Annotated in this window: 22 protein-coding genes; 11 read left to right on the top strand and 11 right to left on the bottom strand. The window is 66.4% G+C overall.

All coding sequences use genetic code 11. The features are described from left to right. The first annotated feature begins 31 nt into the window (after positions 1-31). The gene (gene eccB / locus WFK36_RS04085) at positions 32-1,396 is read left to right on the top strand and encodes a type VII secretion protein EccB (protein ID WP_336789909.1); all 1,365 of its coding nucleotides are present in this window, start codon (positions 32-34) and stop codon (positions 1,394-1,396) included. A 1-nt stretch (position 1,397) separates the two neighbouring features. On the opposite strand, the gene WFK36_RS04090 is transcribed toward eccB, so the two are convergent. Continuing rightward, positions 1,398-2,042 carry a TetR/AcrR family transcriptional regulator gene (locus WFK36_RS04090; RefSeq protein ID WP_336789911.1) on the bottom strand — a complete coding sequence of 215 codons (645 nt, stop codon included), beginning with the start codon at positions 2,040-2,042 and terminating at the stop codon, positions 1,398-1,400. A 161-nt stretch (positions 2,043-2,203) separates the two neighbouring features. Between WFK36_RS04090 and WFK36_RS04095 the strand changes: the two genes are divergently transcribed. The 7 genes from WFK36_RS04095 to WFK36_RS04125 all read left to right on the top strand — a co-directional run bounded on the left by WFK36_RS04095 (position 2,204) and on the right by WFK36_RS04125 (position 10,387). Beyond that, on the top strand, positions 2,204-2,761 hold the full coding sequence (locus tag WFK36_RS04095; protein ID WP_336789912.1) for an NAD(P)H-dependent oxidoreductase: 558 nt from the start codon (positions 2,204-2,206) through the stop codon (positions 2,759-2,761). Positions 2,762-3,174: 413 nt separating this feature from the next. Beyond that, complete coding sequence (gene nrdH / locus WFK36_RS04100) at positions 3,175-3,408, top strand: glutaredoxin-like protein NrdH (RefSeq protein ID WP_008378198.1); 234 nt, start codon at positions 3,175-3,177, stop codon at positions 3,406-3,408. Between the two features lie 10 nt (positions 3,409-3,418). Then, the gene (gene nrdI / locus WFK36_RS04105; RefSeq protein ID WP_336789914.1) at positions 3,419-3,904 is read left to right on the top strand and encodes a class Ib ribonucleoside-diphosphate reductase assembly flavoprotein NrdI; all 486 of its coding nucleotides are present in this window, start codon (positions 3,419-3,421) and stop codon (positions 3,902-3,904) included. A gap of 1 nt (position 3,905) precedes the next feature. Next, on the top strand, positions 3,906-6,113 hold the full coding sequence (gene nrdE, locus WFK36_RS04110; protein ID WP_419717468.1) for a class 1b ribonucleoside-diphosphate reductase subunit alpha: 2,208 nt from the start codon (positions 3,906-3,908) through the stop codon (positions 6,111-6,113). 212 nt (positions 6,114-6,325) lie between these two features. Next, a complete protein-coding gene (locus tag WFK36_RS04115; RefSeq protein WP_336789918.1) occupies positions 6,326-8,746 on the top strand; it encodes a cytochrome P450/oxidoreductase in 2,421 nt (806 codons plus the stop codon). Beyond that, a complete protein-coding gene (locus WFK36_RS04120; protein ID WP_336789920.1) occupies positions 8,743-9,792 on the top strand; it encodes an aromatic ring-hydroxylating dioxygenase subunit alpha in 1,050 nt (349 codons plus the stop codon). The genes WFK36_RS04115 and WFK36_RS04120 overlap by 4 nt, the downstream gene beginning before the upstream one ends. A gap of 79 nt (positions 9,793-9,871) precedes the next feature. Further along, on the top strand, positions 9,872-10,387 hold the full coding sequence (locus WFK36_RS04125; protein ID WP_336789922.1) for a TrmH family RNA methyltransferase: 516 nt from the start codon (positions 9,872-9,874) through the stop codon (positions 10,385-10,387). 8 nt (positions 10,388-10,395) lie between these two features. Here the strand turns inward: WFK36_RS04125 and WFK36_RS04130 are convergent, their stop codons facing one another. From WFK36_RS04130 to WFK36_RS04140, 3 genes are read right to left on the bottom strand one after another with little or no spacing between them, the layout of a single operon-like run. Beyond that, entirely contained in the window at positions 10,396-11,223 is an 828-nt protein-coding gene (locus tag WFK36_RS04130) for a PaaX family transcriptional regulator C-terminal domain-containing protein (RefSeq protein WP_336789924.1), read from the bottom strand. Further along, a complete protein-coding gene (locus tag WFK36_RS04135) occupies positions 11,208-12,362 on the bottom strand; it encodes a saccharopine dehydrogenase NADP-binding domain-containing protein (RefSeq protein ID WP_336789926.1) in 1,155 nt (384 codons plus the stop codon). Before WFK36_RS04135 ends, WFK36_RS04130 begins: the two co-directional genes overlap by 16 nt. Beyond that, a complete protein-coding gene (locus WFK36_RS04140; protein WP_336789928.1) occupies positions 12,359-13,432 on the bottom strand; it encodes an alpha/beta hydrolase family protein in 1,074 nt (357 codons plus the stop codon). Before WFK36_RS04140 ends, WFK36_RS04135 begins: the two co-directional genes overlap by 4 nt. Before the next feature lie 93 nt (positions 13,433-13,525). Between WFK36_RS04140 and WFK36_RS04145 the strand changes: the two genes are divergently transcribed. Continuing rightward, positions 13,526-14,692: a zinc-binding dehydrogenase gene (locus tag WFK36_RS04145; RefSeq protein WP_336789930.1), complete on the top strand. Its 1,167-nt coding sequence runs from the start codon at positions 13,526-13,528 to the stop codon at positions 14,690-14,692. On the opposite strand, the gene WFK36_RS04150 is transcribed toward WFK36_RS04145, so the two are convergent. The 3 genes from WFK36_RS04150 to WFK36_RS04160 form a co-directional block, all read right to left on the bottom strand. Beyond that, complete coding sequence (locus WFK36_RS04150) at positions 14,682-15,479, bottom strand: aldose epimerase family protein (protein WP_336789932.1); 798 nt, start codon at positions 15,477-15,479, stop codon at positions 14,682-14,684. The genes WFK36_RS04145 and WFK36_RS04150 overlap by 11 nt on opposite strands. Continuing rightward, positions 15,479-16,225 carry a CPBP family intramembrane glutamic endopeptidase gene (locus tag WFK36_RS04155; protein ID WP_336789934.1) on the bottom strand — a complete coding sequence of 249 codons (747 nt, stop codon included), beginning with the start codon at positions 16,223-16,225 and terminating at the stop codon, positions 15,479-15,481. Before WFK36_RS04155 ends, WFK36_RS04150 begins: the two co-directional genes overlap by 1 nt. 111 nt (positions 16,226-16,336) lie before the next feature. Beyond that, the gene (locus WFK36_RS04160; RefSeq protein ID WP_336789936.1) at positions 16,337-16,711 is read right to left on the bottom strand and encodes a hypothetical protein; all 375 of its coding nucleotides are present in this window, start codon (positions 16,709-16,711) and stop codon (positions 16,337-16,339) included. Positions 16,712-16,937: 226 nt separating this feature from the next. Between WFK36_RS04160 and nrdF the strand changes: the two genes are divergently transcribed. Then, positions 16,938-17,939 (top strand): class 1b ribonucleoside-diphosphate reductase subunit beta, encoded by a 1,002-nt coding sequence (gene nrdF / locus WFK36_RS04165; protein ID WP_205329014.1) that lies wholly within the window; start codon positions 16,938-16,940, stop codon positions 17,937-17,939. Positions 17,940-18,024: 85 nt separating this feature from the next. Here nrdF and WFK36_RS04170 read toward each other — a convergent pair whose 3' ends face one another. The 4 genes from WFK36_RS04170 to WFK36_RS04185 are packed head-to-tail and all read right to left on the bottom strand — an operon-like array spanning position 18,025 to position 23,793. Beyond that, a complete protein-coding gene (locus WFK36_RS04170) occupies positions 18,025-19,080 on the bottom strand; it encodes a hypothetical protein (RefSeq protein WP_336789941.1) in 1,056 nt (351 codons plus the stop codon). 16 nt (positions 19,081-19,096) lie between these two features. Further along, positions 19,097-19,852 carry an SWIM zinc finger family protein gene (locus WFK36_RS04175; RefSeq protein ID WP_336789943.1) on the bottom strand — a complete coding sequence of 252 codons (756 nt, stop codon included), beginning with the start codon at positions 19,850-19,852 and terminating at the stop codon, positions 19,097-19,099. Further along, positions 19,849-22,731, bottom strand: coding sequence for a DEAD/DEAH box helicase (locus tag WFK36_RS04180; RefSeq protein WP_336789945.1), 2,883 nt, complete (start codon positions 22,729-22,731; stop codon positions 19,849-19,851). Before WFK36_RS04180 ends, WFK36_RS04175 begins: the two co-directional genes overlap by 4 nt. 30 nt (positions 22,732-22,761) lie before the next feature. Beyond that, positions 22,762-23,793, bottom strand: coding sequence for an ABC transporter substrate-binding protein (locus WFK36_RS04185; protein ID WP_419717363.1), 1,032 nt, complete (start codon positions 23,791-23,793; stop codon positions 22,762-22,764). Between the two features lie 273 nt (positions 23,794-24,066). Here WFK36_RS04185 and ctaD point away from each other — a divergent pair, with 273 nt between their 5' ends. Further along, complete coding sequence (gene ctaD / locus WFK36_RS04190) at positions 24,067-25,779, top strand: aa3-type cytochrome oxidase subunit I (protein ID WP_008378173.1); 1,713 nt, start codon at positions 24,067-24,069, stop codon at positions 25,777-25,779. Positions 25,780-25,801 lie beyond the last annotated feature (22 nt).

Raw genomic sequence — 25,801 nt, forward strand, 5'->3', positions numbered from 1 at the left:
GAAACGGTCATCGGGCTTCGGGGGAAGATCAATGTCGCGACGGATAACCACACGCGCGCAGGTCAGCGGATATCGCTTCGGCCTCGCACGCGCCGAGCACGCACTCGTACGCCGTGACGCGCGGATGGTGCACGACCCGATGCGATCGCAGGCGCGGGCGCTCGTCGCGGGAGGTGTCGTCGCGGTGCTGATCCTGGCCGGAGCCGGTGTGTACGGTCTCATCCGGCCCGCGCCGACTGTGGGAGACGCTCGCATCGTCGCCGAATCCGGTGGCGGGCTGTTTGTACTCGTCGACGGGGTGATGCATCCCGTTCTGAATCTGGCGTCGGCGCGGCTCGTGGTCGGCGGTCCCGCTCCGGTGAAGTCGGTGAGCGCGCGGTCGTTGCGGGAGTACCCGCGCGGCCCGACGCTCGGCATCGCCGGTGCGCCCGGTTCGTTGCCGGGCCCCGCAGCCGACGGAGAGTCCAGGTGGACGGTGTGTGACGGGCCCGACGGCACCGCCGTCGTGGCGGGCTCGCTGTCGGTGGCGCCGTCGCCTCGGGGCGCCGGGGCCGTCGTGTCGCACGACGGAGGCGTGTGGTTGCTGTTCGACGACGGCTCGGTTCCCGTCCGGGCACGGCTCGACACGTCGCGGGTGGAGGTGGTGCGCGCGCTCGGACTGGAGAACGCCGGCGTGCGCCCGGTGTCGGCGGCGCTGCTCGACTCCTTCCCGGAACGGCCTGCGCTCACGGTGCCCGAGATCGCAGGTCGCGGAACGCCGGGGCCGCTCGGCCTGCTCGTCGGCTCGGTGGTGCGAACCGCCGCCGTCGACGGTTCGGCCGCCTACCGGGTGGTGTTGCGCGACGGGGTGCAGCAGATTCCGGCGACAGCGGCCGACATGCTGCGCGCCGCCGACCGGACCGGCGCCTCTGCGGTCCGCGAGATCGCGCCGGGAGAACTGACGTCCGTTCGGCACGTGACCCGCCTCGCGCTCGATCAGTTTCCCGAGTCCGCGCCGCGGATCGTCGACGCGACGGTGCTGTGTCGGAGCTGGTCGCGGGGTCGTGACGAGCGTTCGGCACGGGAGACGATGCTGTCATCCGAGGTGCTGCCCGTGTCGTCCACGCCGGTACGTCTCGCGTCAGCCGACGGCCCGGGGCCCGCTGTGGATCTGGTGTTCCTGCCTCCGGGGACCGCCGAGCACGTCGCGGTCACCGGTGCTCCGCCCGACAGCGCCCTGGCGGGCCAGCGGTTCGTGATCGCCGACACCGGTGTCCGATACCGTCTCGCCGGTGAAGACGCTGGACCCAGTCTCGGCCTCGGCGACGATCCCCCGCGCATGCCGTGGTCGATCCTGTCCCGGCTGCCGGAAGGCCCCGAACTCAGTCGGGCCGCGGCTCTCACCGCCCGCGATTAGTTTAGAGCTTCGAGCCCGCGACCAGAGTGCGGACGGCGGCTTCCCAATCGTCGGCGATCTCGGGGCGGGTGAGCCCGACGACGTCGAGGAGGTGACGCACGGTGATCGCGTCGAGCGGTGCCTGAACAGTGTGGGCGAGCACATCGAGGCGGCCGGTGAAGCCGAGCTCGCGGAGCAGGATCTTGACGTGCTGCGTCGACATCGCCCAGACCGGATGGGACAGGCGGTCGGGATCGTCGGCGCCTGCCTCGAGGAGGATGTCGAGGTGGTCGACGGTCATCTTCAGGCGTGCACGCCCGTAGGCGACGAGTCTGTCGAGGGGATGAGCCCCCGGTCCGAGCGGGACCGGCCCGGACAGCATCGCCTGTTGGAGGTCGGACTCGGAGTGATCGAGGAGAGCGTGCATGAGGCCGGTTCGATTCCCGAACCGTCGGAAGACCGTGCCCTTGCCGACGCCTGCGGCGCGCGCGACGGCGTCCATCGTGACCGCCGCTGCGCCCTGGTCGTCGATCAGTGACTGCGCGGCCGCGAGGAGCAGACGCCTGTTACGTGCGGCGTCGGCGCGTTCGGTGGACAGCGGCGGCCCACCGACGACGGGCAGTCCGACGACCGGCAGGCCGACGGGTGCTCGATCGGGGGAGGTCATGGAAGAGAGGTTATCCGATCAGTGCTCTCACCTGGCACGTCCCGTTGCGGTGACCGACATCACGGCGCGTCCGGGAAGCATTCCGGACCGCGGTCCGTTTACGCTCATGACAGTGACGACGGAGCCGTCGTCGGATCAATTACTTCAGGGAGTGGAACACGATGTCGGACAACACAGTGAAGATCGCGGTACTCGTCGGCAGCCTGCGCGCCGGTTCGATTAACCGTCAGCTTGCTGAGATCGCCCTTGAGAACCTGCCCGCAGGTGTCGAGGCGTCGATTGTGGAGGGTCTGGGCGACCTCGCCTTCTACAACGAAGACATCGACACCCCGGAGACCTTGCCCGCGGGCGTCGCCGAGGTCCGCGGTGCGGTCGCGGACGCGGACGCCGTCCTGCTCGTCACTCCCGAGTACAACGGCACTCTCCCCGCGGTCCTCAAGAACGCCATCGACTGGCTTTCGCGCCCGTACGGCGCGGGAGCGCTCGTCGGCAAGCCGGTCGGCGTCATCGGCGCCGCCCTCGGCCAGTACGGCGGCGTGTGGTCGCGTCAGGACACGCGCAAGTCGGTCGGCATCGCGGGCGCCCGTGTGATCGAAGACGTCGAGATCGGTGTCGCGACCGGCAAGCTCGACGAGTCCGGTGTCCGCACCGACGCGATCGCCGAGCAGGTCGTCGACGCGGTCCGTGTGCTCGCAGACTCGGTCGCCGTCTCCGTCTGACATGGACGTGAGGCGCGACTGACCTCGGCCCGCCGGCGATCCCGGCGACCGTGAGTGAACCCCATGGGAACGACTTTTGTCGTACCCATGGGGTTCACTCGTCTCATGGGCTCATCCACAGTTGTTGACGGTCGATGCACAGTGGTGTGCACGACACGCCGGGCCGCCCCAGACACGCCGGAGGCCCTGTGGATGACCACCGTGCGACCTGGGACTTTCACGAATGTTATTCACAAGTTCTTGTGGTCAGTTGAAAAGCCACCCACTAGGTGTAGTGTTTGGAGTGTCCGGGGGGCGGACGTACGGCGATCGAATCTCATCGACGTCATTCGCAGGGAAGGCCTCCCGAACACCGACAACGTTCAACCAGTCGAACTGAGCGGCTCGCGCCGCCAACTGAGGGGATCACACCGATGGCAATCACCGTCTACACCAAGCCCGCTTGCGTCCAGTGCAACGCCACCTACAAGGCGCTCGACAAGCTCGGTCTCTCCTACGACGTGGTGGACATCAGCCAGGACGACGAAGCGCGTGACTACGTCATGGCGCTCGGTTACCTGCAGGCTCCCGTCGTCGTCGACGGTGACGACCACTGGTCGGGTTTCCGCCCGGACCGCATCAAGGCGCTCGCCGCCCGCGCAGCCTGATCGGTTCGCCGTGTCTGAGCCCGCCGATCACGTCGAGGCCTCGGACCTGCCGCTGATCGTGTACTTCTCGTCGGTCTCGGAGAACACCCACCGCTTCGTTCAGAAGCTGGGCGCCCGATCACAGCGGATCCCGCTGATCGATCGGGAAGGCGCGTTCCGAGTCCACGAACCGTATGTGCTGATCCTCCCGACGTATGGGGGCGGGAAGATCGGCGATGCGGGGAAGGTCACCGCCCATGCGGGTGGGGGCTACGTCCCCAAGCAAGTCATCAGATTTCTCAACGTCGAACACAACCGCTCATTGATTCGCGGAGTGATCGCCGCAGGCAACACGAACTTCGGTGCAGAGTTCGCCATGGCGGGCGAGATCATCGCGAGCAAGTGTCAGGTCCCGTACCTGTATCGCTTCGAATTGATGGGGACCGTCGACGACGTCCTCGCCTGTCAGGTCGGCCTCGCCGAGTTCGCCAGAGCACACCGCGCGAATGCGCATTGAAATGGAGCCAGAAGTGTCACCCACCGTCACCGCCACAGATTCCACCGTCTCGGCCAGCGTGTCGGGGGTGCATTCGAGCCCGTCCGGCCACGAGCCGGGTGAACTCGACTTCCATGCGCTCAACGCGATGCTCAACCTGTACGACGCCGACGGCAACATCCAGTTCGACAAGGATCGCGAAGCGGCTCGGCAGTACTTCCTGCAGCACGTGAACCAGAACACCGTGTTCTTCCACGACCTCGACGAGAAGCTCGACTACCTCGTCAAGGAGAACTACTACGAGCCCGAGGTGCTCGATCAGTACGATCGCGAGTTCGTGAAGTTGCTGTTCGGTCACGCCTACAGCAAGAAGTTCCGCTTCCCGACGTTCCTCGGCGCGTTCAAGTACTACACGAGCTACACGCTCAAGACGTTCGACGGCAAGCGCTACCTCGAGCGTTTCGAAGACCGCGTCTGCATGGTCGCGCTGACGCTCGCCGCGGGCGACACCGCTCTCGCGCGCGGCCTCGTCGACGAGATCATGGACGGCCGTTTCCAGCCCGCCACCCCGACGTTCCTCAACTCGGGCAAGAAGCAGCGCGGCGAGCCGGTGTCGTGCTTCCTGCTCCGCATCGAGGACAACATGGAGTCCATCGGCCGCTCGATCAACTCCGCGCTGCAGCTGTCCAAGCGCGGCGGTGGCGTCGCACTGCTGCTGTCGAACGTTCGTGAGCACGGCGCGCCGATCAAGAAGATCGAGAACCAGAGCTCCGGCGTCATCCCGATCATGAAGCTGCTCGAGGACTCGTTCAGCTACGCCAACCAGCTCGGCGCACGTCAGGGCGCCGGCGCGGTGTACCTCCACGCGCACCACCCGGACATCTACCGGTTCCTCGACACCAAGCGTGAGAACGCCGACGAGAAGATCCGCATCAAGACCCTGTCGCTCGGTGTCGTGATCCCCGACATCACGTTCCAGCTGGCCAAGAACAACGACGACATGTACCTGTTCAGCCCGTACGACGTGGAACGCGTCTACGGCAAGCCGTTCGCGGATGTCAACGTCTCCGACACGTACCACGAGATGGTCGAGGACAAGCGGATCCGCAAGACCAAGATCAAGGCGCGTGAGTTCTTCCAGACCCTCGCCGAGCTGCAGTTCGAGTCGGGCTACCCGTACATCATGTTCGAGGACACGGTGAATCGCGCCAATCCGGTCGCGGGCAAGATCACCCATTCGAACCTGTGCTCGGAGATCCTGCAGGTGTCGACGCCGTCGACGTTCAACGACGATCTCTCGTACTCGCACATCGGCCGCGACATCTCGTGCAACCTCGGGTCGTTGAACATCGCGAAGACGATGGACTCGCCCGACATCGCGCAGACCATCGAGACCGCGATCCGCGGCCTGACCGCCGTCGCCGACCAGACGTCGATCGACTCGGTCCCGTCGATCAAGCGTGCCAACGACGACGGCCACGCCATCGGCCTCGGTCAGATGAATCTGCACGGATACCTCGCCCGCGAACGCATCTTCTACGGCAGCGAGGAGGGCATCGACTTCACGAACATCTACTTCTACACGGTCGTCTTCCACGCGATCCGTGCGTCGAACAAGATCGCCCAGGAGCGCGGCAGCGCGTTCGCCGGCTTCGAAGACAGCAAGTACGCCTCGGGCGAGTACTTCGACAAGTACACCGATCAGGTGTGGGAGCCCGCCACCGACAAGGTGCGAGGCATCTTCGCAGAAGCAGGCATCCACATTCCCACACAGGACGATTGGCGTGAGCTGAAGGCGCTCGTGCAGAAGCACGGCATCTACAACCAGAACCTGCAGGCGGTCCCGCCGACCGGTTCGATCAGTTACATCAACCACTCGACCAGCTCGATCCACCCGGTGGCGTCGAAGATCGAGATCCGCAAGGAAGGCAAGATCGGCCGCGCCTACTACCCGGCGCCGTACCTGACCAACGACAACCTGGAGTACTACCAGGACGCGTACGAGATCGGCTACGAGAAGGTCATCGACACCTACGCCGCGGCGACTCAGCACGTCGACCAGGGCCTGAGCCTCACGCTGTTCTTCAAGGACACCGCGAGCACGCGCGACGTCAACAAGGCGCAGATCTACGCGTGGCGTAAGGGCATCAAGACGCTGTACTACATCCGTCTCCGCCAGATGGCGCTCGAGGGTACTGAGGTGGATGGCTGCGTCAGCTGCATGCTGTGACCTGGGGTTTCATCTAGATTCGGTCGGTCCATTCCTCGTCTGAGGGATGGACCGATCGTTTTGTCGGACCCTGTCGGCAGCGTCGGGCGACAGAGAGGACGAACCAGATAAAGCAGCCTGGCGGCCGGTTGGAAAGCGAGAAACTCAGCCGCGCGATGTGATGTACGGCATAGTTTGGACACGTCCACATTCTTCGTTCGCAAGGCGGTTGGATGAGCTTTCTCGAGCGGGTCATCAACAAGGCCCAGGCAACCATCCCGATGGAGCGGCAAGTCCAGGGCCTGCACGTCTTCCAGAAAGCGAAGACGCTCGCCCTGGGCAACCGGCAGCCCGACTTCGTCGAGGAGGAGATCCCCGACGTCGACGCGGTGGAGCTGACCGAGATCGACATGAGCAACCCGTTCATGTGGCGGCAGGGCCAGTGGCGCCCTTATTTCGAGCGCTTGCGCAACGAGGCTCCGGTTCACTTCCGGGCGTCGAGCGAATTCGGGCCGTACTGGTCGGTCACGCGATACGACGACATCGTCACGGTGGACCGTGACTTCGAGACCTACTCGGCCGAGCCGCAGATCGTCATCGGCGTACCGCCGGACGGTCTGGACATCGAGATGTTCATCGCGATGGATCCGCCACGTCATGACGAGCAGCGCGCAGCGGTTCAGGGAGTCGTGGCGCCGCAGAATCTCGAGGAGATGCAGGGACTGATCCGGTCGCGCGTCCAGGAGGTCCTCGACGACCTGCCGGTCGGCGAACCGTTCGACTGGGTCGACAGGGTCAGCATCGAATTGACGTCCCGAATGCTCGCCACCCTGCTCGACTTCCCGTATGAGGATCGGCGCAAGCTCGTGCACTGGACCGAGTTGGCAGGCGCCAGCGCAGCGGCCACCGGCGGCGACGTCGACATGGACGAGATGTACAAGGGCGCCGCCGAGATGGCGAAGAGCTTCAGCGCCCTGTGGCACGACAAGGCGGCGCGCCTCAGGGCGGGCGAGAAGCCGGGATACGACCTGATCACCCTGATGCAGATGTCCGAGGACACCAAGGACCTGATCAACAGGCCGATGGAGTTCCTCGGCAATTTGATCCTGCTCGTCGTGGGCGGCAATGACACCACCCGCAACTCGATGTCGGGCGGCGTGTACGCACTCAACCTGTTCCCGGACCAGTTCGATCGTCTCAAGGCCGATCACAGCCTGATCCCGAAGTTCGTCCACGAGAACATCCGCTGGCAGACTCCGCTGGCGTACATGCGGCGCATCGCCAAGAAGGACACAGTCCTGGGTGGTCAGTTCATCCGCAAGGGCGACAAAGTCGTCATGTGGTACGCCTCGGCGAACCGCGACGAGCGCACCTTCGAGAATCCGGACGACTTCGTCATCGACCGGCACAACGCCCGACACCATCTCTCGTTCGGCATCGGCGTGCACCGCTGCATGGGCAGTCGCGTGGCCGAACTGCAGCTGCGGATCCTCTGGGAGGAGTTGCTCGCACGGTTCGAAGACATCGAAGTGATGGAGGAACCCGAATACCTCCAGTCGAACTTCGTCCGCGGCTACACGAAGATGATGGTCACGTTGACGCCGATCGGGCAGGAGCCTCGTCCCCGCGACCAACGTGCCCTGCGGCCGGCCGCGGCACGGACTCCCGCTCGTCAACCGATTCGTCGTTCCCGCGAAGCGACCACCACCACCGAGACGGAGATCGACGTCCAGGTGGCTGGCCGGCGCGAGGTGGCGGACGGGGTCGTCGAGCTCACACTCAGCGACCCGACAGGTGCACCGCTTCCACCGTGGACTGCCGGGGCCCACATCGATCTCCTCCTGGAGCCGTCGCTGACGCGGCAGTACTCGCTGTGCGGCAGCGCGTCGGACGAGTCGTCGTGGAAGATCGGAGTCCTTCGTGATCCGGATAGCCGGGGCGGCTCGGCGTACGTCCACGAGAAGCTGACGGAAGGCGCGACCGTCCGCGTGCGCGGTCCGCGCAATCACTTCCCCCTGGTCGCCTCCGCCAACTATCAATTCGTCGCGGGCGGCATCGGGATCACGCCGATCATCCCGATGATCGAGGCCGCCCAGGCACGCGGGGCGACGTGGAGCCTGCTCTACTGCGGCCGTTCACGCGAGTCGATGGCATTTCTGGACAAATTCGCGGACACCGAGCGGGTCACGATCTGGCCGAGCAGCGAGAACGGCCGGATCGACCTGGCGGCGACCCTCGGAAACCCAACCCCGGACACGGCGATCTATTGCTGCGGCCCTGGCGCCTTCCTCGACGCCGTGGAGGAGGCGTGTGCGCCGTGGCCCGACGGCAGCCTGCACATAGAGCGCTTCGCGGCCAAGGAGGTCGCGGCATCCGAGGATGCGCTCGACTCGTTCGAGGTCGTGTGCTCGCGCTCCGGAGTGAGCGTGACAGTTCCGGAAGGCACCACGATCTTCGACGCGGTCGAGAAGGCCGGCGTCGACGTTCTCGGATCCTGCATGGAAGGCATCTGCGGCACCTGTGAGGCCGACGTGCTCGAGGGCACGCCCGAGCACCGTGACTCGATCCTGTCCAAGGCGGAGAAGGAACGTGGCGACACGATCATGCTCTGCGTCTCCCGTTCCCTGTCGAAGAAGCTGGTGCTGGACGTATGAACGACACCGCACGGAACCATATCCTCGTCGACTATCCGAGGGACTGCTGGTACGTCGTCGCCACGGCCGCCGAGGTCGGATACGGATTCACTGCGCGGCGCGTCCTCGACACATCGGTCGTGCTGTTCCGCCTTTCCGACGGCGCCATCGCCGCGCTGGAGGACCGCTGCGCGCATCGGCCCTACCCGTTGTCGGCAGGGCGCCGAGAGGACGACTTCATCGTGTGCGGCTACCACGGCTGTACCTACGACGCGACTGGACGTTGGGTGAGCGTGCCGTCTCAGGACAACCCGCCCTCGTCCGCGCGGGTGCGGGCCTTCCCAGTCGTCGAGCGCGGACCTTTCGTCTGGATCTGGGCTGGAACGCCCGGCGGCGAACGGCTGCGGCCACCGCCGGCGACACCGTGGTTGCACGGTGACGGCTGGACGAGCGTCGGGGAACGGCGCGAGGTGGCCGCATGCCTACAGGTGCTCCACGAGCACTATCTCGACCTCTCCAACGTCGTCGCGATGCACCCGGAGATGGTGCCGCCAGGCATCGAGGCGCTGCCGCCGTTGGAGGACGTCGAGGTCTCCGAGGTTTCGGTCTCCTACAGGAGAGAACTGCCCGAGGCCCCGCTGGCCCCGTGGGAGGCAGAGGTCACCGGGCTGGACGATGACACGGTGTCCGCGTCATTCGGCCGGACGGAGACGGGCACGTTCGTGACGCCGGGCCTGCACAAGCAGACGTACTCCATCATCGGCGCGACCGGTCCGGCGCTGGAGCTCGTGCGGACTCACGGCTTCACGCCCCGATCGTCCGGCGTCACCCATGTCTTCCTGCAGATCTCCTGGCGGGGCGCTTCGGTCTCACCCGACATCGGCAAGCAGTTGATCGAGGTCTTTCACGCGATGGCCGACCGCGACATCGCCGTCCTCGAGACCGTGCAGCGATGTCTCGACGAAGACCCGATGCCGCGGCGCTACGTCAACGTCAAGGCGGACCGAGCCGCAGTGCGCGCGCGTCGGATCCTGACGGCGATGGTGGAGGACGAGCGAGGAGTCTAGGGCGAGCAATGAGACTTCGACCGGGTTACGCTTGTCAGATGCGTACACACGAAAGGGGCTCGAAGCCTCACCGTCACTGATGGCCGGGATGCGCGTCCGTAGACCGGACGAGATCCGCGAGAGCCGCCGTAAGCGGAATCATTCCTGTTGGGGACATCTGATCGTCGCACCGTTGTGGGCCCAGCACGGCGCCAACCTCGGGACGATGTTGCGGACATGCGACGCAGTCGGCGCATGCCTGGCGGTCCCGCCGCACGACTGGGTCGCCGAAGCGCTGCGGCGCGGCAACACGGTGCCGGGGCGCTCGTGCGTTCATCGGACCGGCAATCCGACGCGGTGGATCGAACGAGAGGGAGACAAAGGTGCTCGGATCGTCGCGGTCGAGCTCGTCGAGGGCGCGACCCGACTCGCCGATGTCCAGCCCGCCCGCCGGCGGACGGTGATTCTTCTCGGGCACGAACGCACCGGAATCCCGGAGCCGATGCTCGACCTCGCCGATGAGGCCGTCGAGATCCCGATGATCGGCAGGGGAGCGAGCCTCAACGTCGCCGTGTCCGGATCGCTCGTGCTGTACCGGCTTGCCGGGCTGTTGTGATCGGCCGGTCAGCGAGCGTCGTACCAGCGCAGGAGCCGGATGGTCGACTCAGGCTCCGCGGCTGAGAGCGCCGCCCACGCTGCATCGACCAGCGAGCGAGCGCGTGCGCCGATCCAATCGGCAGGCAACAGTTCCGGAGGAAGCAGTGGATCGTCTTCGTGGGCCCGCGTGAACTCGGCGACCAGTGCGACAGCCATCACGAGGCGTTCATTCCGATCCGCAGTGTCGGTGGCGTCGAGGGTCGACGCCGCGCGGTCGGCCAGACGAGTGTGCCCGGCAGCCAACTCGTCGAGGGGCCACAGGTGCGCTGCGGCGTCCCTGCCCGTCCGGCCTCCGACGTCGAGGTCCGAGCATGTCAGTGTCGTCAGGAATCGGTCTGCGTCAACCTCTCGGGCGGCGGCACGAAGCTCGGGTTCCCACGCATGGGGAGACGTGTACAGGCCGCCCTGGACGGCGGCGCCGCCCAACGATCGGATGGTGTCGCGAAGGACGGCGCGTGCGTCGCGCGCCGACTCCGGGACTGCAAAACCGGCGAGGTGCCACACTCCGTCCCACTGCGCACCGCCGCGATCCTGGGAATACATGAGGTGCACCAGCTCGCGGTCAGGCGTGATCGTGCTGATCGTCTCCCCGGTCGCCGTCAAGACGGCTCTGCGGCCACGACCTGCGACTGTGAACTGCCCTTCGGTGACAAGTCTCTTCACAGTCAGTCGGATCTGTTGGTCACTCATGCCGAGGGCGTTCCCGACCGCGTACAGGTCTCCGGCGTCGATCGTCGCGTCGTCGCGCAGCATCGCCTCGATGAGCGCTCGTGTGGAGATCAGGTCGTCAGCCATCCGGGTTCCTCCTCGACGGTCACGTGCGTGCCCGGGAACGCTACCCCAAAGTCCGCGAGCATCCGCGTCTGGTCGAGCGCTGCATCGGGTGGGTGGACGCCCACGAGACGGTGTCCGTCCACGAGCTGGATCGCGGCGAGAGCTGCCGGAACCCCGGTGAGGCCGGCCATATCGCTGAATAGTGCCTGGTCTGCGACAAGTCTCGCCGACACTCGCGTGGGCGCCCCGTCCACGAGCCCGTCGGCGGCGGCGAAGAACTCGGGGAGCGTACCAGGGCCCGCGAATCGCAGTGACCGCGGAAGCGAGCGAAGTGAGTGGCGGATCGACGGTGAGTCGAGAAGGTCGGCGGCGGCCTCGGCGGTGAGGAAGCCTGCATCGATGTCCGAGCGCAGGGCATCGACATACGCCGCAGTGGTGGGACGCAACAGCATCAAACACGCGGCCTCACCGCTCGGCCCCATCGTTCGGTGCAGTGTGAGCGGTTCGGGGTGGCCGACCGTGTATCCCGTGCCCGAGCGCCCGCCGGGCAGGGTCAGGGCCACCGCACGGACGGGGCGGCGTCGGACGAGGACTCCGTCACTCACCTCCGCGACGGTGCCGCTGCACTGGTGCATCCAGTGCACGGCGGCCGCCGACGTCGTCACGGTCGACTCGATCGGCGTGGCAGGAGCGTCGAGCGGCCATGCGGTGAAGACGTTGTGCACCGAGTCCAGCCGGGCGGCGGCAGCTGACGCAAGGAGCGTGCTCAGGCCCGGACTCGCGCCCGCTCCGACCACAGCGCAGACGTTCGCCTCACGGGCTGCGGCGTCGAGGTCGAGGAGGGCGCCGGTGGGCTCCCAGTCGTCGCAGATGTCGACGTAGTCTGTCGAAGTATCGATCGAGGCCTCGAGGACGGCCGTGCCGAACCGATAGAACGGCCCGACGGTGGATATCACCACGTTGACGTCGAACAGCAGGGCGCGAAGCGCCGCACCGTCGGTGACGTCCACGGTTCGGGCGGACATCGTCGTGCCTGCTGATTGCTCGAGTGCGTCACGGTTGATGTCCGCGATCACGAGGGAGTCGACAGCCGGGTGAGCGGCGAGTGTCGCGGCGGCGCGAGCACCCATCGCGCCGGCGCCCAGCACAGCGACCCTCATGCGCGCGGAGTCTTCTGATCGACCGCGAAACTGGTCAGCGCATCGAGATAGCCGGGTGCGAAGATCGACCGCGGAGCGAAGACCGCACGGAAGAACACACCGAGATCGTCGGGCCGGTACTCGATGTCGTCACGGGTGAGACTGTGGGACGCACCGTCGAACGTGCGGACGGTGAGCAGATTCGGCGGGACGTGATCGCGATACACCCGTTCGGTCTCGACGACGTCGACGTTCCGATCGGCGGTGCCGAGCAGCAGAAGCGTCGGGACGGCGATCCGGTCGAGATCCCCGGTGGCGTCGGCGCGGAAGTTCCGCATCACGAAGCCGTAGCGTGCCCTGCTCATCGGTTCGGCGTCGACACCTGATGCGACGTACTCGTCGTATGTCGCACCGCGTTCGAACATCGCGACGTTACGGGTGCGTCGGTCGAACGCGGCGCGCCGTGTTTCATCGGATGCGCCGTCCGCGCGGAGTTCTGCGGACAGGTTGAACTCACCTTGTCGGAGCCAGTTGACCGCACCTCCGACGATGACTAGAAACCGCAGGTCATCACGTCGGTCGGCGATCGCGGGCAGAACCCAACCGGCCTGGCTGACGCCCCACGCACCCATGTTGTCGGCGTCGATCTCGGGACGAGTGTGAGCCCAATCGAGTGCCGCTCCCACCTCCGCGCCACGGTCGGCCAACGACTGTGCGAGCCAGTCGCCGGGAGCTCCGTTCACCCCGGCCTTGTCCCAGGAGAGTGTCGCATAGCCGGCGTCGGCGAACGCTTCGCGGACTGCTTGATAGGCATCGTCTCGGGATGCGTTCGCAGCACCGTCGCCGTGGACGAGCACAACCAGCGGATGTTTGCCGCCTCCCGACTTCGGAACGGTCAGCACCGCATGCAGCGAGCCGCCGGTGTGTGCGTCGGGGGTGCTGCCGCCGTCCGCGAGCGCGTTGGTGACCGGGATGTCGACGCGTTGTTCGGTGAAGGCGTACGACTGTGCCTTCACAATCCAGGCCGTGCACCCGACGGCGATTGCGACGAGCGCGAGCAGGCTTGTGATGAGCACCCTCTTCTTTGTCATAGAAACGATCATATAGAGAATGATCGTTTACACAATGATAGTTATGGGCGGGTTGTGGCAGTCGGCGAACGATGTGCGCCTACGCTCAACGGCATGAGAGCCGTGGTGTGCGAGCAAGGTGAACTGACCGTCCAAGACCTTCCCGACCCGACGCCGGGAAAGGGGCAGGTGGTACTGACGGTGAGGCGCACGGGCATCTGTGGCTCCGACCTGCACGGACGCCACCACGCCGACCTCGTCGCCGATGTGGCCGACAAGGCCGGCTATCCACATCTGATGCGAATGAACCAGCCGATCGTCATGGGGCACGAGTTCGTCGGCACGGTGACCGAGTACGGTTCCGGCTGTCACAAGAGGTGGAAGCCGGGCACCCGCGTTGTCGCGCTGCCGATGGTGGACAGCATGACCGGACCTCACCTGCTCGGCCTGTCCGAGCAGGCACCGGGAGCGTACGCGGAGAAAGTGGTGGTCCAGGAGTCGATGACCATGCCGGTCCCGGACGGACTCTCCGACGACGAGGCCGCTCTCACCGAGCCGATGGCGGTCGCGTGGCACGCTGTCCGACGCGCAGAGCTCGCTCGCGGCCAGGCAGCCGTCGTCATCGGCTGCGGACCGATCGGGCTGGCCGTGATCGCCATGCTCAGAGCGTCCGGTGCCAAGAAGATCGTCGCCAGCGACCTGTCGCCGCGGCGTCGGGAACTCGCCCGTGAGCTCGGCGCGCACGTGGTGGTCGACCCGCGGGAGACGGATCCGTTCGACGCATACGCCCCAGGACGCAACGAGGTCCGCTCCGTGAGCGATCTCGTCGGCGTCGCGATCGACACCATGGGCAAGCTTCGGATGATCCCGGGCCCGGTGCCGTGGTGGAAGGTGTTCCGGCTCGCCGAGACGATCGGAGAAATCCCCGCCGGTCCGGTGGTGTTCGAGTGTGTCGGCGTACCGGGGATGATCGATCAGATCATCAACACGGCCCCGCTGCGGTCGCGCGTCGTGGTTGTCGGTGTGTGCATGGAACCCGACTCGTTCACCCCGTCGATGGCGGGAACCAAGGAGATCGACCTGCGGTTCGTCTTCGGCTACGACCCTGGTGAGTTCCGCGACACGTTGCACATGATCGCCGACGGAAAGGTGGACGTGAAGCCGCTGATCACCGGGACGGTCGGTCTCGACGGCGTCGACGCGGCATTCACGGCGCTCGGTGATCCAGAGGTCCACGCCAAGATCCTCATCGACCCGTCGAGCGCGGTCGTCAGCCCGTAGACCTCAGCCTCCGCCATGCCCAGCGGGACGACATGTGCAAGGGATCGTCGACGGTGACGATCCGCGGCGCGGAGTTCAGCCCGTTGGGCGGGCCGGACTGCGGTTCCACGCAGACGGCCTCCGGGCGCTCGTTGAAGACCACGACCCACTCGGCGGGGCTCGTCACATCGACGCGGAGTTGCCCGGGCCAGATCACCGCGACGGCCACTCCGCCCGGCATGCCGAAACAGTCGTCCCACGGAGGTGGACCAACGGGGAGTCGCCGGCCCGTCGGGATCATGGCGACGCGCTCCTCCTGCCAGTCGGCAGTGAACTCGAGCGTGGCCTGCGGAGCACCGTCCACAAGGGTGGTGGCGAACCAGGGATGCCAGCCGACCTGTGCTGGGAACGGGCCGGCGTGCGTTGTGACCGCCATCGACAGGTCCAGGTGGGTCGGAGTCAGTGACAGTTCCTGCGTGACGCGTCCGCGGAACGGCCACGGATCCACGAGTTCGCACGCCATGCTGACGGCCGTCTCGGAGAGCGATGTGACGTCCCACGCGGCATCACGCACCGTTCCGTGGATCGCGTGCGGCCCATTGTTGATCGGCAATTGAACGTCGTGGTCGGGGAGATGAACCAGCCCGTCGGCGGTTCTGCCGCACCACGGCGCCATCGGGAACGAGCCGTGACCGGCGCCGGGGACCAGGACGTCGATCCCATCGATCGTCAACGCCGACAGGCGTCCGCCGAGTGCGGGCGACACCGTGGCACGGACGTCGCCGGCACGCAGCACAACGTCGCGCATTAGGCGAACCGCCACGCGAAGGCGGCGGCGACCGCGCCCGCGCCGTTCGCCGCCCAGTGGAGGGCGAGGCACGGCAGGAGGCTTCCAGTCTTGACTCGAAGCCACCCGAAGACCACGCCGGTGATGCCGGTGAACACGACGGCGCCCACGATGCCGAGGATCACGCCGAGCGCACCCGATCCGACGGCGTCGCTGAAGCCCTCGTTTCCGGCGGTGAGGCCGAGTGAGGACACCACGTGCCACAGGCCGAACAGCACCGCCTGGAGGCCGATGGCGACGCCGGTCGAATGCCTCCTCAGCAGGCTGCCGAGGACAACACCTCGAAACAGCAACTCCTCTGGGATGACGGTCTGCAGTGGAATCAAGACGAATGCGGACAAGACCGCCCACGACAGGTCCTGATACGCGTCGTTCCGGAACAGCTCGCGCGCCGGTGGAACGACCATCGCCACGGCGATGGCCACGACCACGACGATGATGATCACCGCTGCCCACCGGCCGCCTCGGGCCATGGTCGACGGAGCGAGTCCGAGGTCGGCCGGCCGCAGGCCCGCCCCGAGGGCGAGTGCGGTGGCGGCGACGGCCGTACCTGTGACGATCCAGCGTGACCAGGTGAAATGCGTGAAGTGCATCGTCGCTTCCGCCGCGAACATCACCACGATCAGTGCGACGAGCGTGTAGTGATTGCGGACTCGAGAGCGGACGATCTCGGCACCGCGTGCCGACGGTGCGAGCCTGTCGTCCATGTTCTCGGTGACCTCCGCGTCGCACACGTTGATGAGGGTCTGATTCTATCCACCAGCGCGTCTCGCCGGTTCACGTGATCGCACTCAAAGCCGCCCGCTGATGGTCGACGTCTACTGCGGGCCCGCAGCGGTCGCGATCGCAGCGCCGATGTACAGACAGGCGATCACAACCACGGTGGAGATGATCGGCCAATAGAACGAGTACCGCCTGCGCCGGATGCAGTACACCGATCCGGAGACCGCCGCGATCAGCGCGAGGAGAACGCCGATCCACACGGTGCCCATCGCGGGGCCGACAAGATCGGTGTTGCAGCCGTTGTCGCCACGGCAGTTGGCGGTTCCCAGCACAAAAGTGCTGCTGACGAGCACGCTGTACCCGGAGACCACGAGGAGCATCACCCAGCCGAGAACGCTCAACACCGCGTCGACGATCCCGACACGTTCTCTCGGCGGCCTGCACGGTCGTGCGGCGGTTGGCGCGAACACGGGCTCGTCTCCATCCGTTCGGAGGTGATCGTCGGGTATGGCGGATTGTGATTCTACGGTTTCCGAGCCGTCCGTCACAGTCGGATCCGTGCGGAACGGTGGACACGCGGTGCGACACGCCGAATAGGGGGAAGACACACGATCTTGTGTTCACGGGGAGTGTCAGACCCAAGCGGTAGGGTTAGGCTCGTTCTCCTGCCAAACATTTCTCACGACGCGAGGTGCCATGTCTGAGTCCGCCCACAGTCCTGCCGACGGAGCTCCCGTGAAGCTGGTGAGCCGTGTGTCGGCCATCAACTGGAACCGGGTCACCGACGACAAAGACGCCGAGGTCTGGGACCGTCTGACCGGTAACTTCTGGCTGCCGGAGAAGGTTCCGGTGTCGAACGACATCCCCTCGTGGGGCACGCTGACGGATTACGAGAAGACGCTCACGATGCGGGTCTTCACGGGCCTGACGCTGCTCGACACGATTCAGGGCACGGTCGGCGCGATCTCCCTGATCCCGGACGCCCTCACGCCGCACGAGGAAGCGGTGATGACGAACATCGCGTTCATGGAGTCGGTGCACGCCAAGAGCTACAGCTCGATCTTCTCCACCCTCTGCTCCACCAAGGAGATCGACGAGGCGTTCCGCTGGTCGGAGGAGAACGAGCATCTGCAGCGCAAGGCGCAGATCATCATGGACTACTACCGGGGCGACGACCCGCTCAAGCGGAAGATCGCGTCGACCCTCCTGGAGTCGTTCCTCTTCTACTCGGGCTTCTACCTGCCGATGTACTGGAGCTCGCGCGCCAAGCTCACGAACACCGCCGACATGATCCGCCTGATCATCCGCGACGAGGCCGTCCACGGCTACTACATCGGGTACAAGTACCAGCGTGGGCTCGAGACGCAGACGCCCGAGCGTCGCCAGGAGCTCAAGGACTACACGTTCGAGCTGCTCTTCGAGCTGTACGACAATGAGACCGACTACACCGAGGCGCTCTACGACGAGGTAGGACTCTCCGAGGACGTCAAGAAGTTCCTGCGATACAACGCGAACAAGGCGCTGATGAACCTCGGCTACGAGGCGATGTTCCCGAAGGACGAGGCAGACGTGAACCCGGCGATTCTGTCGGCGCTCTCGCCGAACGCCGACGAGAATCACGACTTCTTCTCGGGCTCGGGCAGCTCGTACGTCATCGGCAAGGCAGTCAACACCGAAGACGACGACTGGGACTTCTGAGCGCTCCGAAGACTCGTCCATACACAAAGGTCCGCCGGCACACTGCCGGCGGACCTTTGTGATCGGACCGATCTCAGGAGCTCGGTCAGCGCATCTCGCGGATGAGCACTCGCCGGACGATCGGGTGGTGCGCAGACGTGACGGCGAGGACTGTCAGCAGCACCCAGACGATCACGGACGACAGCAGGACCAGGAAGAACGCCGACCAGGCTCCCCCTGCGATCTCGTGCGCGGCCGCATGGCGGGCCCACATCCGCCAGTAGATCATCAGGTTCACGGTGAGCCCGACCCCGTACGAGATGCCGAACGACAGCAGGAAGGGCAGCCAGGTGCCGTCGCCGAGCCGGGCCGTGAACGGTTCGCGACGCAGCGGCGAGATCACCGACAGCACGTTCGCGACACCGAGCCAGATGAACAGCATCGCGATCAGCTGATCGATGATGACCACGGCGTTCGGGTGGTCGGCGCCCGTCGAGATGAGGACGACGACGGGAATCGCCGCGACGGCGATCATCAGTGCGATGGCGATGTTCTTCACCACGAGGACACGCCACAGCGGCTGTTGCGTCGCCAACGACTCGCGGACGCGCTGTGCGTCGAAGCACAGGGCGTTGGTGCAGACCACGCTGCCTGCGACGGCTGAGAAGAGGTAGATCGACAGTGACTTCATGTCGTAGCTGGACCACCCGATGAGCTCGTACGTCACCACGAATCCGAGTGCCATCGCGATGGTGATCGCGAGTCGGATCAACACTGCTCGCGGACGGTCGGCGAAGATGTGCGCGATCTCGTCACGGACGAGTCCAGGCAGAGCCGCGGTCGCTTTGAGGGCGTCGCGCATCACCAGCAGAATGTCGCCGTGCCCGGCGCCGCTCCGCAGCGGTGCGCTCGGCATCGCATCCTGCTGGGCCAGAACGGTTTCGGAGATCGCGCGCTGTGCACGAGCGGACGCCTGTGCGACGGGGTCGATGTCGAGAAGGTCTCCGGGATCGGCGAGGTCGGCCCTCGCCTCGGCTACGGCCGCCGCCCACGGTTCGGATCGCTGCCCGCCGACCCACAGCGCATGGGCGTACGCATCATCGGAACGGTCGAGACGCACCCGCAGTCGGTGCAGCGCAGAATCGTCGGGCACGACGATCATCGTGTCATGTCGGACGTCACGAACGTCGCCGGAGTTCCCGGTAGAAGGTGCCGAGGTCGTCGACGGCTTCCGCCAACTGCGTTGCGGGGACACCCGACGCCCGCAGAGCGGTCCGGAGCGCGGCAGCATCGAGATCGGCGAGCGCGTCGACCGCGGGAACCGGCGGTGGGGGCGCCGGGACGATACGGTCGCCGTAGAAGTCCTCCGGCAGCATGTCGCAGTCATCAGTGGGCTCAGTCGTGGACGCCGGCCCACGATCCTCGCCGGCGGAGGCGAGGAGCTCCGGCAGGTCGGTTCCCATCACCTGCAGCAGAGCTGTGGGACGGCGGTCGATCTCGGCTGCCACCTCGAACGCGGTCGCCAATACGTGAATGCAGCGGGGAGCCTCATCAGGGCACGTGCAGCTCGACTCGACGTCGGCAGACTCGGTCGGTGCGATCAGCCCGCCGAGCCCGGACGGCTGCTCGCCTCGCGCCAGTGAGAGGAGATCGTCGACCGCCCCTTGTGCGCGGAGCAGGCCGACGACGGTGTCGGCGTCGACGGTTCGACATGTCAGGATCACGTCGAACGGGTCGAGCTGGCTGCCCCGCACCGACGATGTGACCCGGCCGGGGACGATCCGCATGCCGTCGACGTGGCGATCACGAAAGTAGCGACGCGCACCGGTCACGTGCCGGTGATCCGACCCGGACTCGACCACGTCGACGAACGCCCGGCCCCATCGGCTGATGCCGTAACCGCGGACCGGCGCGCGGCGCGCCCGCCCGGTCATTCGCCGACCGCCTCGTCGCGCAGGGCGAGCAGGTCGAACAGGGCGTCATCGTCGAGATCGCCCAGCCAGTTCTCGCCGGTCGACACGGTCAACTCTGAGAGTTCACGCTTGGCGGTGACCATCTCGTCGATGCGCTCCTCCAATGTTCCGACGCACACGAACTTCCTGACCTGCACGTTCTTCGTCTGCCCGATCCGGTATGCGCGGTCGGTCGCTTGATCTTCGACGGCCGGGTTCCACCACCTGTCGGCGTGGATCACATGGTTCGCACCGACGAGGTTGAGCCCGGTGCCACCCGCTTTGAGTGTGGCGATCAGGACGGGAGGCCCGTCTGCCGACTGGAAGTCGGAGACCATCGCGTCACGGTCGCGGCGAGATCGTCCGCCGTGCAGCACGGGCACGTCGACCCCGAGGATCGGCGTCAGCCATTCGTCGAGCAGTTCGGCGAAGGCCGCGAACTGCGTGAACACCAGTGCGCGATCGCCTTCGGCGATCAGCGTGGTCAGGATGTCGATGAGCAACTCGACCTTGCCCGACCGGTGCCTGCGCTTGCGCAGCAACGCGGATCCGTCGGCGAGGTAGTGCGCCGGGTGGTTGCAGATCTGCTTCAGCCTGGTCAGCGCCGCGAGGACACTGCGACGCCGGAACTCGCCCTTGTGATTCGGGTCGCCGAGCGCCTCGTGCAAGTCGTTCAGAACCGCCTGGTACAGCCCGGCCTGCTCGGTTGTCAGATTGGTGCGGACCGTCAGTTCCGTCTTCTCCGGAAGGTCTGGTGCCACAGCCGGATCCGTTTTGGTGCGCCGAAGGATGAAGGGGCCGGTCAGCGCCGTGAGCCTACGCAGGGCATCGGCGTCCCGATCGCGTTCGATGGGTTCGGCAAAGCGGGCCCGGAACACCGACGCCGACCCCAGCATCCCCGGGTTCACCAGATCGACGACGGCTCGAAGGTCCTCCAGCCGGTTCTCGACCGGAGTGCCCGTCAGCGCGATTCGCAGCCGGGCCGGGATCGCGCGCAACGCTTTCGCTGCTGCAGTGTGGACGTTCTTCACGTGCTGGGCTTCGTCGACGACGAGTTCGCTCCACCGCAGCCCGGCGAGACCGGCCCGGTCGCGTGCGAGCGTCGCGAACGTGGTCAGCACTACATCGACGTCGCCGGTGGAGATCACGTCGACCGACCGGCCGGTTCCGTGGTGGACGATCACCCGGAGTCCTGGAGCGAAGGTCGCCAACTCGCGCTGCCAGTTGCCGATCACCGACATGGGGCACACGACGAGAGCGGGGTGGCGTCCAGGATCGTCTGCCCGCATGGTCGTGAGCAGAGCGATCACCTGCACGGTCTTGCCGAGGCCCATGTCGTCGGCGAGGACCGCGCCGGCGCCGATTCGGCCGAGGGACACCAACCAGTCGAGTCCGAGTTGCTGATACGGGCGTAGAGAGGCGTGCAGGGTAGGCGGCGGAGTCACCGGTTCCGGAACGATGGCGCCGCCGCGCGCGACGTCGTCTAGCCAGCCGAGTCCGTTCACACTCGACACCGGGACCGGGATCCGGTCGGTCGGGTCGGCCACCAGGGTCAGCAACTCGGCCATCGTCGATGCTTCCCCGTCGGCAGCTGCGAGGGCTCTCTGTGCGGCGACGAACGCTGCAGCCCGCGTCAGTGCTGCACCCTCCGCTCGTAGCCACCGGCCACGGACCCTCACCAGATTCCCGTGCTGCTGGGCGAGTTCGTCCAGGTCGGACTGGGTGAGCGCAGGGGAGTCCGGGGTGTCGCCGAGAGCGAGTCGCCATTCGAAGTCGGAGATCTCGTCGAGACCGACGAATCCCGGCCTGCTTCCGCCGTCGGGCACGGCCCCGGCGTGAAGAGACAGACTCGGGGAGACCGACGCGATGGTGCGCGGCAGGAGCACAGTCACACCCGCGTCGGCGATCGCGGTGGCCCCGTGGGCGAACAGGTCCTCAACAGTCGCCGTGTCGAGAAGGAAGTCCAGACTGTGCGGGTCGGTGTCGGCACGCGACAGTTCCCCGAATGCTCGAACCGCCGACGCCAGGTCGCCGGTGATCGTCTCGAGGTCGTGCGGATCGGTGCGGTGCGGGACGACCGGCACCACATCGCCGGTCGCATCGTGTCGACACACCTCGAGCCGCCACCGGTCTGCGTCCTCCGAGTCGTGTGGAGACTCGGGATCGTCCGCGGGTTCGTTGAGCCGCAGGACGAGAGTCGCGGCCTCCGGACCGACGGTTGCCAACCAGTCGTTCCACGCGCCTCGGGCCCCGGGGGCGGCGCTCACCGGCATCGGTGACGGCGCGGCGAGACCGGCGATCAGGTCCACTTGCGAGGTCACCCGGTGGGTGATCCGATTCCTGACCTCGAAGTCGAGGACCTCGGTCGCGAAGTCGGTGATCGCAGCACTGCCGCCGTTCTCGGCGACCGCGGGCGGAGCACTGCCGTGGACGACGTTGAGCCACGCGCGCCACGAGGTCGTGGGGAGCGGAAGCCACCGTGCTTCGGGCAGTCCGGCGACGTCCACGACTCCGGGAGCCACGGCCCCTGCGTCGACGACGGCCCGCACACCCGCCAGGACGTAGCGGTAGAACGCGGTGTCTCCGCCGGCGGGCAGATGATCGAAGCGGTCGAGGAGTTGCACCGCGGTCGGCACGCCCACCGCGGTGGTGGATGCGAATGTCCGACCACCGCCAGGCGTCCGCAGTTCGACGGTGTGGCGCAGTATTCGTCCGCCGAGGAGATCGGTCAGCGACGACGGCAGCTCGACGGCGTCGTCGAACACCGACCCGGGTGAGGGCGGTTCCGCGTCGGGCCGCCACGGCCAGACCGCCAAGCCGAGGCCGGGCCGCCACAGGACTCGGACAGGCGGGGCGTTCACGGACACAGTTCTACCCGCGGGGTACGACAATCAGTTCTCAGCGGAACTGCTGTTCAGGCAATCCTTGAGGTCGTTGAGGACCAGCCATGCCGAGGCGAGACCGGGATCGGTGTGCCAGATGCTGTCGTCGACGGACTTCACGCGCTTCCACGTGGGCGCGCCCATGTCGAGCCACTGATCCGACAACAGAACGTCCTCGCCGCGGTCCCGTCCGCCGTCGCCCTGGTAGCTCACCAGGATCAGGTCGGCGTCGGCGTCGGTGAAGTTCGCGTCCGTCTGAACTACGGTCTCGGGCGTGCGCTGTGCAGCAGGGCGAGCGACGCCGACGATCGCCATGATCTGCGCCCCGAACGACGACGTGCCTTCGATGAGCGTGTCATCGGGAGTGAATCGGACCAGCGACACCTGCGTGTGTGCGGCGTCCATCACACGGCCGACGCGGGTCGCCTCGGCGACGAACTCGTCGATGCGGACCTTGCCCGCAGCAGAACGGCCGGTGGCCGCGGCGACTGCGAGGAACGCCTTCTGCCAGTCGCCATCGACGTCGACGGAGGCGACACGCGCCGATCCGAGAGCGCCTGTCGACCGCATCGCGTCGGCGCGCGCTGCGGTCTCCGGCGTGGACAGCACGAGGTCGGGCTTCGCCGCGGTCACCTGGTCGGCGGTCGGCGTGTCGCCGATCGCGGGGACGGCCGCGAGGTCGGGGCCGAGGTACTCGGGGACCGAGCCGGAAGGTGCGGCGATCGCACGCACCTGCGGGGCGAGCCCGAGCGCGCAGAGCGCATCGAGGAGAGCGGGGTCGGTGACCACGATGCGCTTCGCGTCGGTCTTGCCGGCGTCGACCGGTGTGGGCGCCAGGCACGTACGCGAGTAGTCGCGGCCCGGGTTGACGATGTTGACCTCCGCGAAACGGGTGGTCGTCGTCGAGATGACCGAACCGTCCGGCGTGCGCAGAAGGTCGTCGTCGGAACCACACGCCGCAGTTCCCGCGACAAGCGCCACGGCACACGCGACAGCGGCGGCGCGGCGGCCGGAGAAGAGTCGTCGAAGGTCTGTACGCACGGGCCTACGCTAGCACCGCGGCGTCGACCGGCCGCCCCGGCGACCAGGCATGGCGCACACCGCGACTGACGTAATACGACAGTTCGTAGGACCGTATTACGACAGTTCGTAGGACCCAGTCGGAATCGGGGCCGAGTCTGGTCTACGATCAGTTGTGCAGCGCGCTGTCTTCGGTCGGCGCCACAGCAGTTAGGACGGACGAAGGTCCAGTGCCGCCGACCGGGAAACCCCAGACGGGGAACCTAGGCCGATGGTGCTCACGAGGAGGAATCTGTGACCGCGGTAGATCAGCCGACGACTCAGGTGGAGGCCCAGCGCCCCTACCCGGAGCGTTACCAGCCCAAGGGCTCTTTCTTCTACAAGCTCATCACCACCACCGATCACAAGCTGATCGGTCAGATGTACATCGTCACCTGTTTCGCCTTCTTCCTCGTCGGCGGACTGATGGCGCTTCTGATGCGTGCCGAGCTTGCACATCCGGGACTTCAGTTCCTGTCGAATGAGCAGTTCAACCAGCTCTTCACGATGCACGGCACCGTGATGCTGCTGATGTACGCGACGCCGATCGTCATCGGCTTCGCCAACTTCGTCCTCCCGCTTCAGATCGGCTCGCCCGACGTCGCGTTCCCGCGACTGAACTCGCTGGGCTACTGGCTGTTCCTGTTCGGCAACCTGATCGCCCTCGGCGGCTTCCTCACCCCGGGTGGCGCAGCGGACTTCGGTTGGACGGCGTACACGCCGCTGACCGACATGGTCCACTCGCCCGGCGTCGGCGCCGACCTCTGGATCATGGGTCTCGGTGTGGCCGGTCTGGGCACCATCCTCGGCGCGGTCAACATGATCACCACCGTCGTGTGCCTCCGCGCACCGGGTATGACCATGTTCCGCATGCCGATCTTCACCTGGAACATCCTGGTCACCAGCGTCCTGATCCTGCTGATCTTCCCGTTGCTCACCGCAGCGCTCATGGGCCTCGAAGTGGACCGCCAGTTCGGCGCCCACCTGTACGACCCGGCCAACGGCGGCGTCATCCTGTGGCAGCACCTGTTCTGGTTCTTCGGTCACCCCGAGGTCTACGTGATCGCCCTGCCGTTCTTCGGCATCGTGTCCGAGGTGTTCCCGGTCTTCTCCCGCAAGCCGCTGTTCGGCTACTCGGGCCTGGTCTACGCGACGCTCGCCATCGCGGCTCTGTCCGTCGCCGTGTGGGCTCACCACATGTATGTGACCGGTTCGGTTCTCCTGCCGTTCTTCTCGTTCATGACGTTCCTGATCGCGGTCCCGACCGGTGTGAAGTTCTTCAACTGGATCGGAACGATGTGGAAGGGCCGCATAACGTTCGAGACGCCGATGCTGTTCTCGATCGGCTTCATCGTGACGTTCCTCTTCGGTGGCCTGACCGGCGTCCTGCTCGCCGCTCCGCCGATCGACTTCCACGTCTCCGACTCGTACTTCGTGGTCGCGCACTTCCACTACGTGCTCTTCGGCACCATCGTGTTCGCCACCTACGCGGGCATCTACTTCTGGTTCCCGAAGATGACCGGCCGTCTGCTCGACGAGACTCTCGGCAAGTGGCACTTCTGGCTGACCTTCATCGGCTTCCACCTGACCTTCCTGGTGCAGCACTGGCTGGGCAACGAGGGCATGCCGCGTCGCTACGCCGACTACCTGCCGTCGGACGGATTCACCGAGCTGAACATGGTGTCCACCGCGGGCGCCCTGGTGCTTGGCCTGTCGACGCTGCCGTTCCTCTGGAACGTCTTCAAGAGCTACCGCTACGGCGAGGTCGTGACCGTCGACGATCCGTGGGGCTTCGGCAACTCGCTCGAGTGGGCCACCAGCTGCCCGCCGCCGCGTCACAACTTCACCGAACTGCCGCGCATCCGCTCGGAGCGCCCGGCGTTCGAGTTGCACTACCCGCACATGGTGGAGCGCATGCGCGCCGAAGCCCACGTGGGTTGGGGCAGCGACAAGCACGACGCTCACTGATCGCACTAGATCACGCCGCAAG

Source organism: Gordonia malaquae, assembly GCF_037148075.1.
GTDB lineage: Bacteria > Actinomycetota > Actinomycetes > Mycobacteriales > Mycobacteriaceae > Gordonia > Gordonia malaquae.

What these genes read in the sequence shown, in the direction of transcription:
- eccB (WP_336789909.1), top strand. Translation starts at nt 32, where the DNA reads ATGTCGCGACGGATAACCACACGCGCGCAGGTCAGCGGATATCGCTTC.
- WFK36_RS04090 (WP_336789911.1), bottom strand. Translation starts at nt 2,042, where the DNA reads ATGACCTCCCCCGATCGAGCACCCGTCGGCCTGCCGGTCGTCGGACTG.
- WFK36_RS04095 (WP_336789912.1), top strand. Translation starts at nt 2,204, where the DNA reads ATGTCGGACAACACAGTGAAGATCGCGGTACTCGTCGGCAGCCTGCGC.
- nrdH (WP_008378198.1), top strand. Translation starts at nt 3,175, where the DNA reads ATGGCAATCACCGTCTACACCAAGCCCGCTTGCGTCCAGTGCAACGCC.
- nrdE (WP_419717468.1), top strand. Translation starts at nt 3,906, where the DNA reads ATGGAGCCAGAAGTGTCACCCACCGTCACCGCCACAGATTCCACCGTC.
- WFK36_RS04115 (WP_336789918.1), top strand. Translation starts at nt 6,326, where the DNA reads ATGAGCTTTCTCGAGCGGGTCATCAACAAGGCCCAGGCAACCATCCCG.
- WFK36_RS04120 (WP_336789920.1), top strand. Translation starts at nt 8,743, where the DNA reads ATGAACGACACCGCACGGAACCATATCCTCGTCGACTATCCGAGGGAC.
- WFK36_RS04125 (WP_336789922.1), top strand. Translation starts at nt 9,872, where the DNA reads ATGGCCGGGATGCGCGTCCGTAGACCGGACGAGATCCGCGAGAGCCGC.
- WFK36_RS04130 (WP_336789924.1), bottom strand. Translation starts at nt 11,223, where the DNA reads ATGGCTGACGACCTGATCTCCACACGAGCGCTCATCGAGGCGATGCTG.
- WFK36_RS04135 (WP_336789926.1), bottom strand. Translation starts at nt 12,362, where the DNA reads ATGAGGGTCGCTGTGCTGGGCGCCGGCGCGATGGGTGCTCGCGCCGCC.
- WFK36_RS04140 (WP_336789928.1), bottom strand. Translation starts at nt 13,432, where the DNA reads ATGACAAAGAAGAGGGTGCTCATCACAAGCCTGCTCGCGCTCGTCGCA.
- WFK36_RS04145 (WP_336789930.1), top strand. Translation starts at nt 13,526, where the DNA reads ATGAGAGCCGTGGTGTGCGAGCAAGGTGAACTGACCGTCCAAGACCTT.
- WFK36_RS04150 (WP_336789932.1), bottom strand. Translation starts at nt 15,479, where the DNA reads ATGCGCGACGTTGTGCTGCGTGCCGGCGACGTCCGTGCCACGGTGTCG.
- WFK36_RS04155 (WP_336789934.1), bottom strand. Translation starts at nt 16,225, where the DNA reads ATGGACGACAGGCTCGCACCGTCGGCACGCGGTGCCGAGATCGTCCGC.
- nrdF (WP_205329014.1), top strand. Translation starts at nt 16,938, where the DNA reads ATGTCTGAGTCCGCCCACAGTCCTGCCGACGGAGCTCCCGTGAAGCTG.
- WFK36_RS04170 (WP_336789941.1), bottom strand. Translation starts at nt 19,080, where the DNA reads ATGATCGTCGTGCCCGACGATTCTGCGCTGCACCGACTGCGGGTGCGT.
- WFK36_RS04175 (WP_336789943.1), bottom strand. Translation starts at nt 19,852, where the DNA reads ATGACCGGGCGGGCGCGCCGCGCGCCGGTCCGCGGTTACGGCATCAGC.